General features: G+C 63.9%; 16 protein-coding genes. 12 read left to right on the forward strand and 4 right to left on the reverse strand.

The genetic code is table 11. The features are described from left to right. Window positions 1-2 precede the first annotated feature (2 nt). A complete protein-coding gene (locus PSH81_RS08480; protein WP_226455413.1) occupies window positions 3-893 on the forward strand; it encodes a pseudouridine synthase in 891 nt (296 codons plus the stop codon). A 55-nt stretch (window positions 894-948) separates the two neighbouring features. Here the strand turns inward: PSH81_RS08480 and PSH81_RS08485 are convergent, their stop codons facing one another. Continuing rightward, window positions 949-1,170, reverse strand: a complete 222-nt coding sequence (locus PSH81_RS08485; RefSeq protein ID WP_016978480.1) for a YgdI/YgdR family lipoprotein — start codon at window positions 1,168-1,170, stop codon at window positions 949-951. A 79-nt stretch (window positions 1,171-1,249) separates the two neighbouring features. After that, window positions 1,250-1,852, reverse strand: coding sequence for a molybdenum cofactor guanylyltransferase MobA (gene mobA / locus PSH81_RS08490; protein WP_305392316.1), 603 nt, complete (start codon window positions 1,850-1,852; stop codon window positions 1,250-1,252). Window positions 1,853-1,928: 76 nt separating this feature from the next. On the opposite strand from mobA, the gene moaB reads away from it, so the two are divergent. Together moaB and glp are read left to right on the forward strand one after the other, a co-directional pair. Next, on the forward strand, window positions 1,929-2,468 hold the full coding sequence (gene moaB, locus PSH81_RS08495) for a molybdenum cofactor biosynthesis protein B (RefSeq protein WP_192298778.1): 540 nt from the start codon (window positions 1,929-1,931) through the stop codon (window positions 2,466-2,468). Continuing rightward, a complete protein-coding gene (gene glp, locus PSH81_RS08500; protein WP_305392317.1) occupies window positions 2,452-3,678 on the forward strand; it encodes a gephyrin-like molybdotransferase Glp in 1,227 nt (408 codons plus the stop codon). Before moaB ends, glp begins: the two co-directional genes overlap by 17 nt. A gap of 129 nt (window positions 3,679-3,807) precedes the next feature. On the opposite strand, the gene PSH81_RS08505 is transcribed toward glp, so the two are convergent. Both PSH81_RS08505 and PSH81_RS08510 read right to left on the reverse strand, forming a co-directional pair. Continuing rightward, complete coding sequence (locus PSH81_RS08505) at window positions 3,808-4,137, reverse strand: EscU/YscU/HrcU family type III secretion system export apparatus switch protein (protein WP_226455416.1); 330 nt, start codon at window positions 4,135-4,137, stop codon at window positions 3,808-3,810. Beyond that, the gene (locus PSH81_RS08510; RefSeq protein WP_226455417.1) at window positions 4,134-5,711 is read right to left on the reverse strand and encodes a flagellar hook-length control protein FliK; all 1,578 of its coding nucleotides are present in this window, start codon (window positions 5,709-5,711) and stop codon (window positions 4,134-4,136) included. Before PSH81_RS08510 ends, PSH81_RS08505 begins: the two co-directional genes overlap by 4 nt. Window positions 5,712-5,911: 200 nt before the next feature. Between PSH81_RS08510 and ccmA the strand changes: the two genes are divergently transcribed. The 9 genes from ccmA to ccmI all read left to right on the forward strand — a co-directional run bounded on the left by ccmA (window position 5,912) and on the right by ccmI (window position 12,843). Continuing rightward, complete coding sequence (gene ccmA, locus PSH81_RS08515) at window positions 5,912-6,547, forward strand: cytochrome c biogenesis heme-transporting ATPase CcmA (protein WP_192298783.1); 636 nt, start codon at window positions 5,912-5,914, stop codon at window positions 6,545-6,547. Beyond that, window positions 6,544-7,212, forward strand: a complete 669-nt coding sequence (gene ccmB, locus PSH81_RS08520; protein WP_192298784.1) for a heme exporter protein CcmB — start codon at window positions 6,544-6,546, stop codon at window positions 7,210-7,212. Before ccmA ends, ccmB begins: the two co-directional genes overlap by 4 nt. A 78-nt stretch (window positions 7,213-7,290) precedes the next feature. After that, the gene (locus PSH81_RS08525; protein ID WP_192298785.1) at window positions 7,291-8,046 is read left to right on the forward strand and encodes a heme ABC transporter permease; all 756 of its coding nucleotides are present in this window, start codon (window positions 7,291-7,293) and stop codon (window positions 8,044-8,046) included. After that, window positions 8,043-8,219, forward strand: a complete 177-nt coding sequence (gene ccmD, locus PSH81_RS08530; protein WP_003172771.1) for a heme exporter protein CcmD — start codon at window positions 8,043-8,045, stop codon at window positions 8,217-8,219. The genes PSH81_RS08525 and ccmD overlap by 4 nt, the downstream gene beginning before the upstream one ends. Next, a complete protein-coding gene (gene ccmE / locus PSH81_RS08535) occupies window positions 8,216-8,671 on the forward strand; it encodes a cytochrome c maturation protein CcmE (protein ID WP_226455418.1) in 456 nt (151 codons plus the stop codon). The genes ccmD and ccmE overlap by 4 nt, the downstream gene beginning before the upstream one ends. A 3-nt stretch (window positions 8,672-8,674) precedes the next feature. Continuing rightward, the gene (locus PSH81_RS08540; RefSeq protein WP_192298887.1) at window positions 8,675-10,663 is read left to right on the forward strand and encodes a heme lyase CcmF/NrfE family subunit; all 1,989 of its coding nucleotides are present in this window, start codon (window positions 8,675-8,677) and stop codon (window positions 10,661-10,663) included. Then, window positions 10,660-11,196, forward strand: a complete 537-nt coding sequence (locus tag PSH81_RS08545) for a DsbE family thiol:disulfide interchange protein (protein WP_017734371.1) — start codon at window positions 10,660-10,662, stop codon at window positions 11,194-11,196. The genes PSH81_RS08540 and PSH81_RS08545 overlap by 4 nt, the downstream gene beginning before the upstream one ends. Then, complete coding sequence (locus tag PSH81_RS08550; RefSeq protein WP_226455419.1) at window positions 11,193-11,666, forward strand: cytochrome c-type biogenesis protein; 474 nt, start codon at window positions 11,193-11,195, stop codon at window positions 11,664-11,666. The genes PSH81_RS08545 and PSH81_RS08550 overlap by 4 nt, the downstream gene beginning before the upstream one ends. Then, window positions 11,659-12,843, forward strand: coding sequence for a c-type cytochrome biogenesis protein CcmI (gene ccmI, locus PSH81_RS08555; RefSeq protein ID WP_305392318.1), 1,185 nt, complete (start codon window positions 11,659-11,661; stop codon window positions 12,841-12,843). Before PSH81_RS08550 ends, ccmI begins: the two co-directional genes overlap by 8 nt.

Consider the following 12,843-nt stretch of genomic DNA (forward strand, 5'->3'; position numbering starts at 1 on the left):
GCATGTCCACTTCCGGTTTTATCGCGTCCGAGCACCAAGCCAGCACCCTGTACTTGCCGCCGGGCCCTTGGGCGACGGTGCTCGAGTGCCTGTGCGAGCACTTCCCGGCGATCGGCCGGGAACATTGGCTGGACCGCATCGCGCGCGGTCGGGTGCTGGATGTCCACGGTAGCCCGATCAGCCAGGGCCTGGCCTACAAGGAAGGCCTGTGCATCTACTACTTTCGCGAAGTGCCGAACGAAAAGGTGATCCCGGTCGAGGAGAGCATCCTCTACGCCGATGAACACTTGGTGGTCGCCGACAAACCGCACTTCCTGCCTGTGACGCCGGCCGGTGAGTATGTCGAGCAAACCCTGCTGCGCCGCCTGATCCGCCGCTTGGACAATCCGTCGCTGGTGCCCTTGCATCGCATTGACCGGCACACCGCGGGGCTGGTGCTGTTTTCGGCCAACCCGGCCAGTCGTGCGGCGTATCAACAGCTGTTTCCCACGCGCCAGATCGACAAGTTCTACGAAGCCATCGCCCCTGCCTTGCCCGACCTGACCTTCCCCCTGGTGCATAAAAGCCGCCTGGTGGATGGCGAGCCGTTCTTCCGCATGCAGGAAGGCGCAGGTGTGAGCAACACCGAAACGGCGGTTGAAGTGCGCGAGAAACACGGCGATCTGTGGCGCTACGGCCTGTTCCCGGTGACCGGCAAGAAGCACCAGTTGCGCGTGCACATGACTGCGCTCGGCGCGAGTATCTGTAACGACCCGTTCTACCCTGACGTGATCAAGGATGCCGTGGACGACTACGCCAACCCCCTCAAGCTGCTGGCCCAGGGTGTCCGGTTCATCGACCCGGTGACCGGCGAAGAACGCAGCTTCCGTAGCCGCATCACCCTCGACTGGTAACCCGCAAGAACGACAAGGCCCGCACGCGGCGGGCCTTGGTGGCAAACGCTAAGACTTACAGGTCTTTAACGGTGCGGACCTGATCCTTGTTGATGCGGGTCTGCTTGCCGTCCAGTTGTTCGAACTCGTAGAAGCCCGAATCCTTATCGAATTTAGGGGTGTCGACGGCCTGGATTTCGCGACCGTCATTCAGGGTGATCACTGTTGGCGAAGCGCAACCGGCGAGGGTGGCGAGGCCCAGTGCAAGCATGAGAGCGGCGATGGTCCGTTGAGTCATGGTGTTGTCTCCGAGAGAATTCTTTTGAAATACTGACCTTGTGACGCGCGCGGCGTCGACAAAGTTCCTGATGCGAGGCTCATTCTGACACGCCGGGGCTGGGGAGTAACAGCTCGGGGGTATTCAGGTTGGCCAGGCGCGGATCATCCGCCGGGCATTCCAGGCCCACCGCGCCGAGTTTCATGAAGATCTGTCGCGGGCTGCGTTCACCGGCGTGCCAGGCGGCCTCGACCGCGTCGCGCAGGGCGGTGGGCAGGATGCAGATCAGCGGTTCCCAGAATTGACCATGGCGCACCATCACAGGCACCCGCGGATTGCGTTGCGCGGTCGTACGCAGCTCGGCCAACAGTTGTGCATCGATCTGCGGTACATCGCACGGCAGGATCAGCAAATGCCCATGACGCGCGGCGACAAGACCGGCGCGGATGCCTGCGAGCGGCCCGGGGTAGTCCGGGCTGTCGTCATTGACCAGTTGGTCGGCAAACGCCGCGTATCGCTCGGAGTTGCGGTTGCACGAGATGATCAGGTCGTCCGTCAGCGGCCGGACCAAACCGTGCAGGTGCGCAATCAACGGCTGACCGCGCCATTCCAGCAGGCCCTTGTCCTGGCCGCCCATGCGCTGGCCACGGCCACCGGACAACAGCAACACCGAACAGGGTAGGGGCGATGAATCGATAGGCATGGCGGTTCCGCAGCGGCAGCAAAAGGGGGGCCTGTGATATAACACCCGCCTGTTTCTTCGACAACCGGACCGTGCCATGACCGCCAAGGCAGATGCGCCCTTCGTACCCCTGAACATCGCTGTATTGACCGTCAGCGACACCCGCACCCTGGACACCGACACCTCGGGCCAGGTCTTCGTCGACCGCCTCACCGCCGCGGGCCACAACCTGGCCGAGCGTGTGCTGCTCAAGGATGATCTCTACAAGATCCGCGCCCAGGTCGCCCACTGGATCGCCGAAGACGTGGTGCAGGTCGTGCTGATCACCGGCGGCACCGGCTTCACCGGCCGCGACAGCACCCCGGAAGCCGTGAGCTGCCTGCTGGACAAACAAGTCGACGGCTTTGGCGAACTGTTCCGCCAGATCTCCGTGGCCGACATCGGCACCTCCACCGTGCAATCGCGCGCCCTGGCCGGCCTGGCCAACGGCACCCTGGTGTGCTGCCTGCCGGGTTCGACCAATGCGGTGCGCACCGGCTGGGATGGCATCCTCGCCGAGCAACTGGACAACCGTCACCGCCCATGCAATTTCGTACCGCACTTGAAGCAGGCCGAGCCCTGTGAATCCCGTGGGTAAGCCCGGCAAGAGCGGTGCGCTGATGCCGGTGGAAGACGCCTTGGCGCAACTGCTGGCGATGGCCGAGGCCGCGCCGATCCGCGATTTGCAAACGTTGCCCCTGGCCGATTGCGATGGCCGTGTCTTGGCGCAAGACCTGATCGCCACCCTCGACCTGCCGCCTTGGCCGAACAGCGCCATGGACGGTTACGCCCTGCGCCTGGCCGACTGGAACGGCGAGCCGTTGGTGGTCAGCCAGCGCATCTTCGCCGGGCAGGCGCCGCAGCCATTGGCCGCCGGCACCTGCGCGCGGATCTTCACCGGTGCACCGGTGCCGGAAGGCGCGGATTGCGTGGAGATGCAGGAGAACGCCGTGGTCCACGCCGACGAGCGCGTGAGTTTCAGCGAGCCCCTGCACCTCCAGCAGAACATCCGCCCCCAAGGCCAGGAAACCACGGTCGGTGAGTTGGTCCTGACTGCAGGCACGCGCCTGGGGCCCGTCGAACTGGGGCTCGCCGCTTCACTCGGGCGCGACCGCCTTGAAGTCATCCGCCGCCCGCGCGTCGCCGTGCTGTCCACCGGTGACGAACTGATCGAGCCCGGCCTGCCGCTGGGCCCCGGGCAGATCTACAACAGCAACCGTCGTGTGTTGTGTACCTGGCTTGAGCGCATGGGCTGCGAGGTGATCGACGCCGGCATTCTGCCCGACGATCTGGAGCAGACCCGCTCGCGCCTGGCGGGCCTGGGCAGCGTTGATCTGATCCTGTCGACGGGCGGTGTGTCGGTCGGCGAGGCGGATTTCCTCGGCATTGCCCTGCGGGAAGAGGGCGAGCTGGCGCTGTGGAAGCTCGCGATCAAACCAGGCAAGCCGCTGACCTTCGGGCACTTCCGTGGCGTGCCGGTGATTGGCCTGCCGGGCAACCCGGCGTCGACCCTGGTGACGTTTGCGTTGCTGGCGCGGCCCTACCTGCTGCGCCGCCAAGGGGTGGCGGACGTGGAGCCATTGCGTTTCGAAGTGCCAGTGGGGTTCACGTGGCCCAAACCGGGCAACCGCCGCGAGTACCTGCGCGGGCGCATCGAGCAGGGCAAGGCGATCATCTACCGCAACCAGAGCTCCGGCGTGCTGCGCAGCGCGGCGTGGGCCGAGGGGTTGGTGGAGGTGTTGGAAGGGACGATGTTGGCGGAGGGGGATGTGGTCAACTTCATTCCCCTGAGCGAAGTCTTGAACTGAACACAAATCCCCTGTGGGAGCGGGCTTGCTCGCGAATGCGGTGGGTCAGTTGATACATCTGTTAGCTGATACACCGCATTCGCGAGCAAGCCCGCTCCCACATTTGGATTGATGTATGTCTGGAAGTGCTCAGTAGTCGTCGCCACGCTCTGTGATGTCCCGCTCCACCGGCCCCGCATCCGGGTCATATCCCACCGGGAACTTGCCCTTCAACGTCCAGGCAAACGCAATGATCTCCGCCACCGTGCGGTACAACTCCTCCGGAATGCTATCCCCCAGCTCCATGCGTGCCAGCAGCTTCACCAGCTCGGCATTTTCATAGATCGGTACTTCATTCTCCCGCGCCAGCTTGAGGATCGCCTCGGCCAGCGCATCGTCACCCTTGGCCGTCAGGGTCGGTGCTTGCTGGCCGTCGTACTTGAGGGCAATCGCCTGGCGCGGCGGGTTGGCGTTGTTCATGCGGTTTCATCCACCCAGCGTTGCTCCAGTCCGGTTTTCGGCCCGCGTGGCGGGGTGCCGAGGTGGCAGTCGAGGTCGCCGACGTTAAGGCCCGAGGTGACCAGGCGTTCGCGCAAGTGGCCCAGGTGGCTTTCGATCAAGCTGGCGGTGAACGGCCGGGTCGCCCAGAGCTGGCTGGACAGTTTGCCCTGGCTCAGTTGCGCCTGGACCTGCAACGGTCCCAGTGGCTCCATGTCGAACGCCAGGTCTACGCGCCAGAGCATCTGCCTGGGGTCTTTGCGTTCTTTGCGTTCGGGCTGGTCTTTGTCCGGCGCCGGTTCTTCACGCTGGAACTTGACCTGCAAGGGCACGATGTCCTGCAAGGTGCGCATGGGGATTTCCAACTGCCAGGTGGTTTGCAGGCGACCATCGGCGGTGGTGCCGGTTTGCTCCAGGCTCGACAGCTGGTGGCTTTGCAGGCGTGAGATGGCGCCGGCGGCCAGGCGCAGCAGGTTTTCCAGGTCGCCTTCGCCTTCCAGTTTCGCCATCAGCCGTTCGGGCAGCGGGAAACCGGCGGGAGCCTGGCGGGCGCTGAGCTGGCCGAGGGTGTTCAGCGGGCTGCGTACAAAGTTGGGCAGTACCTGGGCCAGGGTATTGGCGGCGAGGATGGCATTGAGGTTGGTGCTGGCGGGCAGGGCCGGTAGCAGCTCGGCCACCAGGCGCAGCAGGGCGCCTTTCATGTCCAGCGGTGGAACCCCTGGGTTCTGCCCTGCGAGCAGTTTGGCTTCAAGAAAGGCGCCGCTGTTCTGGATCACCTGGGCCAGCACTTTCGGATTGCTGACTTGCGCCAAATCGGGCAAAGCAGCCAACAAACGCTCGGCCGCCGCGCGCAGTTCAGTGGAGGTGCTGTCACTGCGCGGCAGGTTCTGCAACGCAGTGAACACGGCATCCAGTGAGCCTTGGCGGCTATGTTGAGTCGCCAACTGCTGGGTGACGGCCAGTTGGTCCTTCAAGCCACTCAGCGGCACGAAATTCAGGGTTTGCGCGTTCTGCACCACGGCGCTGAGCAAGCTGCCGACGCGCAGCGGCTGGGGGCTTTCCAACGTCAATGTAGCGCCGGCAAGGGTGTTGTTGAGCACCGTCACCAGCGAACGGTAGATCGCCGGTTGCGCTGCGCCCTGGGGCAGCATCTGGGTGGTCAGCACCTTGGCTTGCAGCAGCGTGCCGACCGGCAACTGCGTGGTGTCGATGCGGGTGAGGGCGGCGACGTTGGCGCTCAGGGCCTGCTGCAAGCTGATGGTCAGGTTGCCCGCCGGGGTCTGGCTGACCGCCACATTGCTGCCCAACGGCAAGGGTTGCGCGCTGCTGGCTTGCACCAGGGTCTGGCGGCCGCCGTCGAGGGTCAGCTTGAGCAGCAACTGAAAGGCTTCACCGCCTTGTTTCAGGGCGATGACTTCGGCGTTGGCGGTTTTTCCCGGGGAAATCAGCCCGGTCTGCGGTTCCAGCAACTTGAGCAGTTCACCGGTCGCGGGCAGCGGGGCGGGCCCGCCTGTCGAGGCGGGTGGAAGCACAGGAAGGTTGATTTCGCCGGTCATCGTCTACGCCGTCTTGAAGGAAATTGCCCTCTTGAGAGTAGGGCATCGCATGTATAATGCCGCCGGTCTGCAAAGAGAGCGCTAAAAACCTCACAACTATTTGATCCAGCTCTCTAAAATCGGTCGCCAAAGCCGTTATTGTGCATTTCTCTTTAACGGCCGCTGCACCGCCGACTTGAACCGTAAAGGCCCGCGATCTTTTGACCAGCCCTCTTCTTGAAGCCGTAGCGCTTTCCTGTGAACGCGACCTGCGCCTGTTGTTCGAGCACCTCGACCTGCGGCTGACGGGCGGCGACATGGTGCAGATCAGCGGCCCCAACGGCAGCGGCAAGACCAGTCTGCTGCGGCTGCTGGCCGGGTTGATGCAACCGACGGCGGGTGAAATCCGCCTCAACGGCAAGCCCCTGAACGCGCAACGTACTGAACTGGCCCGCAACCTTATCTGGATCGGCCACGCCGCCGGGATCAAGGACGTGCTCACCGCCGAAGAAAACCTCAGTTGGCTCAGCGCCCTGCATCATCCCGCCTCCCGTGACGCCATCTGGCAGGCCCTCGCCGCCGTCGGCCTCAAGGGCTTCGAAGACGTACCCTGTCACACCCTGTCCGCTGGCCAGCAGCGCCGCGTGGCCCTCGCGCGTTTGTACCTGCCGGGCCCGCCGCTGTGGATTCTCGACGAACCCTTCACCGCCCTCGACAAACAAGGCGTCGCCCAGTTGGAAGAGCACTTGGCCCAACACTGCGAGCAGGGCGGGCTGGTGGTGCTCACCACCCACCACACCCTCGCGCGCATGCCCGCCGGTTACCGTGACCTGGACCTGGGCCGGTGGTCGCTATGAGTGTGTTTGCCCTGTTGGTCGCCCGCGAAGCCCGGTTGTTATGCCGGCGCCCGGCCGAGTTGGCCAACCCACTGGTGTTCTTCGCGATTGTCATCGCACTCTTCCCTTTGGCGGTCGGTCCCGAGACTAAACTGTTGCAAACCTTGTCTCCGGGACTGGTGTGGGTGGCGGCGCTTTTATCGGTGCTGCTCTCGCTGGACGGGCTGTTTCGCAGTGATTTCGAAGACGGTTCCCTGGAGCAGTGGGTCCTTTCGTCGCACCCCCTGCCTCTACTGGTATTGGCCAAGGTGCTGGCACACTGGGTTTTTTCCGGCTTGGCGCTAGTCTTGCTCTCGCCGCTGCTGGCGCTGATGCTCGGTTTGCCCGTCGAATGCCTGCCGATCCTGCTGCTGAGCCTGTTGCTCGGTACGCCGGTCCTCAGTTTGCTGGGGGCGGTGGGCGCGGCGTTGACCGTGGGTTTGAAGCGCGGCGGGCTGTTGCTGGCCCTGTTGATTCTGCCGTTGTACATCCCGGTGTTGATCCTGGGCAGCGGCGCCTTGCAAGCCGCGCTCATGGGCATGCCGGCGACCGGTTACCTCTTGTGGCTTGGCAGCCTGACCGCCCTGGCGGTAACCCTGACACCTTTTGCGATAGCGGCCGGCCTGAAGATCAGCGTCGGCGAATAATGAGGTCTGGCTGATCATTAGCCAGTAAAGACCCTAAGCTGCTTGCGTCGACAAGCGGCAACCGTGATGGAAACAGCAATGAACTGGACCTGGTTTCACAAGCTTGGCTCACCCAAATGGTTCTACGGCATCAGCGGCAAGCTGCTGCCGTGGTTGAGCCTCTTCGCCGTGCTGCTGATCGGCATCGGCCTGGTCTGGGGCCTGGCCTTCGCGCCGCCGGACTATCAGCAAGGTAACAGCTTTCGCATCATCTACATCCACGTGCCGGCCGCGATGCTGGCCCAGTCCTGCTACGTGATGCTGGCGGTGTGCGGCATCGTCGGCCTGGTCTGGAAGATGAAACTCGCCGATGTCGCCCTGCAATGCGCCGCGCCCATCGGGGCGTGGATGACGGCCGTGGCGCTGGTCACCGGGGCGATCTGGGGCAAGCCGACCTGGGGTTCGTGGTGGGTGTGGGATGCGCGACTAACGTCCATGTTGATCCTGCTGTTCCTGTACTTCGGTCTGATTGCCCTGGGCAATGCGATCAGTAATCGTGACAGTGCCGCCAAGGCCTGCGCGGTGCTGGCGATTGTCGGCGTGATCAACATCCCGATCATCAAGTACTCGGTGGAGTGGTGGAACACCCTGCACCAAGGCGCCACCTTCACCCTCACCGAAAAACCGGCAATGCCCGTGGAAATGTGGGCGCCGCTGCTGTTGATGGTGCTGGGGTTCTACTGCTTTTTCGGCGCGGTGCTGCTGATGCGCATGCGCCTTGAGGTGCTCAAGCGTGAAGCCAGGGCCAGTTGGGTCAAGGCCGAAGTGCAAAGCTGCCTGGGAGCACGTGGATGAGTTTTGCTTCTTTCAGTGATTTTCTCGCCATGGGCCACCACGGCCTGTACGTCTGGACGGCCTATGGCATCTGCCTGGCGGTGCTGGCCCTCAACGTCGCCGCGCCGATCCTGGCCCGCAAGCGTTACCTGCAACAAGAGGCGCGTCGTCTGCGCCGGGAGACCGAAAAGTGAATCCGCTGCGTAGAAAACGTCTGTTGATCATCCTGGCCATCCTGGCTGGCGTGGGCATTGCCGTGGCCCTGGCCTTGAGCGCCTTGCAACAGAACATCAACCTGTTCTACACCCCGACCCAGATCGCCAATGGCGAAGCGCCGCTGGATACCCGCATCCGCGCCGGCGGCATGGTCGAGCAGGGCTCGCTGAAACGCTCCGGCGACTCCCTTGACGTGACCTTCGTGGTCACCGACTTCAGCAAGTCCGTGACCATCAGCTACCGCGGCATCCTCCCGGACCTGTTCCGCGAAGGCCAGGGCATCGTCGCCTTGGGCAAGCTCAACGCCGACGGCGTGGTGGTGGCCGATGAAGTGCTGGCCAAGCACGATGAAAAATACATGCCGCCGGAAGTGACCAAGGCCCTGAAAGACAGCGGCCAGTCCGCACCAACGCCCGCCAAGGAGGGTTGAGTGATGACGTCCGCACTGTTTATTCCTGAGTTGGGCCACCTGGCGATGATCATCGCCCTGTGCTTTGCCGTGGTGCAGGCCGTGGTGCCGTTGCTCGGTGCCTGGCGCGGCGACCGCCTGTGGATGAGCCTGGCGCAGCCGGCTGCCTGGGGCCAGTTTGCCTTCCTGCTGTTCGCGTTTGGCTGCCTGACCTACGCGTTTATGACCGACGATTTTTCCGTCGGCTACGTCGCCAATAACTCCAACAGCGCCTTGCCGTGGTACTACAAGTTCAGCGCGGTGTGGGGTGCCCACGAAGGTTCGTTGCTGCTGTGGGCATTGATCCTCGGCGGCTGGACCTTCGCCGTGTCGGTGTTCTCGCGCCAACTGCCACAAGTCATGTTGGCGCGGGTGCTGGCGGTGATGGGCATGATCAGCATCGGCTTCCTGCTGTTCCTGATCATGACCTCCAACCCGTTCAGCCGCATCCTGCCGCAGATCCCGGTGGACGGTCACGACCTCAACCCGCTGCTGCAAGACATCGGCCTGATCGTGCATCCGCCGATGCTCTACATGGGGTACGTCGGCTTCTCCGTAGCGTTCGCCTTTGCCATCGCCGCCTTGCTCGGCGGGCGTCTCGATGCGGCCTGGGCGCGCTGGTCGCGGCCATGGACCATCGTCGCCTGGGCGTTCCTCGGCATTGGCATCACCCTCGGTTCGTGGTGGGCGTACTACGAACTCGGCTGGGGCGGCTGGTGGTTCTGGGACCCGGTGGAAAACGCGTCCTTCATGCCTTGGCTGGTGGGCACGGCGTTGATTCACTCGCTGGCCGTCACCGAAAAGCGCGGCGTGTTCAAGAGCTGGACCGTGTTGCTGGCCATCGCGGCGTTTTCCCTCAGCCTGCTCGGCACTTTCCTCGTGCGCTCGGGGGTGCTGACCTCGGTGCATGCGTTTGCGTCTGATCCGGCACGCGGCATCTTCATCCTGATCTTCCTGCTGTTTGTGGTTGGTGGCTCCCTGACCCTGTTCGCCCTGCGCGCGCCGGTGGTCAAGAGCCAGGTCGGCTTCAACCTGTGGTCGCGGGAAACCCTGCTGCTGGGCAATAACCTGGTGCTGGTGGTGGCGGCGTCGATGATCCTGCTCGGCACCCTGTACCCGTTGGTGCTGGATGCGCTGAGCGGGGCCAAGCTGTCCGTGGGTCCGCCGTACTTCAACGCGTTGTTTATCCCATTGATGGGCTTGTTGATGGTGGTGATGGCCGTCGGCGTGCTGGTGCGCTGGAAAGACACCCCGCTGAAATGGCTGGTGGGCATGCTGATGCCGGTGTTGCTCGGCAGCGTGGCCCTAGCGGTGCTCGCCGGTTTTGCTTACGGCGACTTCAACTGGGCAGTGCTCGCCACTTTCCTGCTCGCCGCCTGGGTGCTGCTGGCCGGCGTGCGCGACATCTTCGACAAGACCCGCCACAAAGGGTTGATCAAAGGCCTGCCGGGCCTGACCCGCAGCTACTGGGGCATGCAGATCGCGCACATCGGCATCGCCGTGTGTGCCCTCGGCGTGGTGCTGTCCAGCCAGAACAGTGCCGAGCGCGACTTGCGCCTGGCGCCGGGCGAGTCCATGGACCTGGCCGGTTATCACTTCATCTTCGAAGGCGCCAAGCACTTCGAAGGGCCGAACTTCACGTCCGACAAAGGCACCGTACGCGTTGTGCGCAACGGTAAGGAAGTGGCGGTGCTGCACCCGGAAAAACGCCTGTACACCGTGCAGAGCTCGATGATGACCGAAGCCGGGATCGACGCCGGTTTCACCCGTGACCTCTATGTTGCGCTGGGTGAACCCTTGGGCGACGGCGCCTGGGCGGTGCGGGTGCATGTGAAACCGTTCGTGCGTTGGATCTGGTTCGGCGGTCTGCTCACCGGTTTCGGTGGTTTGCTGGCAGCGCTGGATCGACGTTATCGGGTCAAGGTCAAGAGCCGGGTGCGTGAAGCCCTCGGCATGCAGGGAGCGGCGGTATGAAGCGTTGGTTGATGGCGATCCCCCTGATCGTGTTTTTGCTCGGTGCGGTGGTTTTGTATCGTGGCCTCTACCTGGACCCGTCCGAGCTGCCTTCGGCAATGATCGGCAAGCCGTTCCCGGCGTTCAGCCTGCCGACCGTGCAAGGCGACAAGACCCTGACCCAGGCCGACCTGCTGGGCAAGCCGGCGCTGGTCAACGTGTGGGGCACCTGGTGCATCTCCTGCCGCGTCGAACACCCGGTGCTCAACAAGCTGGCCGAGAAAGGCGTGGTGATCTACGGCATCAACTACAAGGACGACAACGCTGCCGCCCTGAAGTGGCTGGCCGAATTCCACAACCCGTACCAGTTGGACATCCGCGACGAAGACGGCAACCTCGGTCTGAATCTCGGCGTGTACGGCGCCCCGGAAACCTTCTTCATTGATGCCAAGGGCGTGATCCGCGACAAGTACGTCGGCGTGATCGACGAAGTGGTGTGGCGCGAGCAACTGGCCGCCAAGTACCAGGCGCTGGTGGATGAGGCCAAGCCATGAAGCGTCTGTTAGCCGCCGCCGTGCTGGCGCTGGGCCTGGCCGGTGTGGCCCACGCGGCCATCGACACCTACCAGTTCGCCAGCGACGCCGAGCGTGAGCGTTTTCGCGAACTGACCAAGGAATTGCGCTGCCCCAAGTGCCAGAACCAGGACATCGCCGACTCCAACGCGCCCATCGCCGCCGACCTGCGCAAAGAGATCTTCCGCATGTTGGGGGAGGGCAAGGATAACCAGCAGATCATCGACTTCATGGTTGATCGCTACGGTGACTTCGTGCGCTACAAACCCGCGCTCACTGGCAAGACCGCGCTGCTCTGGTTCGGCCCCGCGGGGCTGTTGCTGGCGGGCGTGGTGGTGATGGTGGTGATCATTCGTCGTCGCCGGCCCGCGCCTGACGATGGCTCCGATGCGCTGTCCCCTGAAGAGCGCAAACGTCTCGACCAATTGCTGGACACCAAGACTGATGATTGATTTCTGGCTCGCAGCCGGCTTGCTGCTTCTGATTGCCCTGAGTTTCCTGTTGATCCCGGTGCTGCGTGGCCGCCGCGCCCAGCGTGAAGAGGATCGCACCGCGCTGAACGTGGCGCTGTACCAAGAGCGCGTCGCCGAGTTGCAAGCGCAGAGCGCCGAAGGCGTGCTCAATGCCGCGCAACTCGACACCGGCCGCGCCGAAGCCGCGCGCGAATTGCTGGCCGACACCGAAGGCGTGGAAAAGCCCCGCGAATCGCGCCTGGGCAAACCGTTGCCGTTGCTCGCCGCGTTCCTGGTCCCGGTATTGGGCGTGAGCCTCTACCTGCATTTCGGTGCCAGCGACAAGGTCGAACTGACCCGCGAATTCTCCCAGCCGCCGGTGTCCATGGAAGACATGACCCAGCGCCTGGAACGCGCCGCCATCGCCCAGCCGGACTCGCCGGAGGGCCTGTACTACTTGGGGCGTGCCTACATGGCCCAGGACCGTGCGGCCGATGCGGCCAAGGTCTTCGAACGCGCCGCAGCCCTGGCCGGGCGCCAGCCGGAACTGCTCGGCCAGTGGGCCCAGGCGCAGTACTTTGCCGACAACAAACAGTGGTCGCCCAAGGTCCAGGCCCTGACGGACGAAGCGTTGAAGCTTGACCCCAAGGAAGTCACCAGCCTCGGCCTGCTCGGTATCGCCGCGTTTGAGGGCCAGCGTTACCAGGAAGCCATCGACTACTGGAGCCGCCTGTTGGCGCAACTGCCGGCAGCCGATGGCTCCCGAGCCGCGCTGCAAGGCGGCATCGACCGCGCAACTGACAAACTCAAAGAGAGCGGCGGCACGGTGGCGCAAAAGGCGCTGCTCAAAGTCCGCGTGGACCTGGCGCCGGACGTCAAGGCCAAAGCCCTGCCAAGCGACAGCGTGTTCATCTTCGCCCGCGCCGTATCCGGTCCGCCGGCACCGTTGGCGGCCAAGCGCGTCACCGTCGCAGAACTGCCGGTGACCGTCGAACTGGGCGATGCCGACGCGATGATGCCGCAGTTGAAACTGTCCAACTTCCCTGAAGTCCAACTGGTTGCGCGCATATCCCGGGCAGGTCTTCCGACCGCTGGCGAGTGGATCGGCCGCAGCCAATCCTTGGCCAGTACCACCACTGCACTGCAGCAGCTGACCATCGACAGTCCGGACAAGTAA

Origin of the sequence: Pseudomonas sp. FP2335, assembly GCF_030687535.1 — a bacterium.
In the GTDB taxonomy this organism is placed as follows: domain Bacteria; phylum Pseudomonadota; class Gammaproteobacteria; order Pseudomonadales; family Pseudomonadaceae; genus Aquipseudomonas.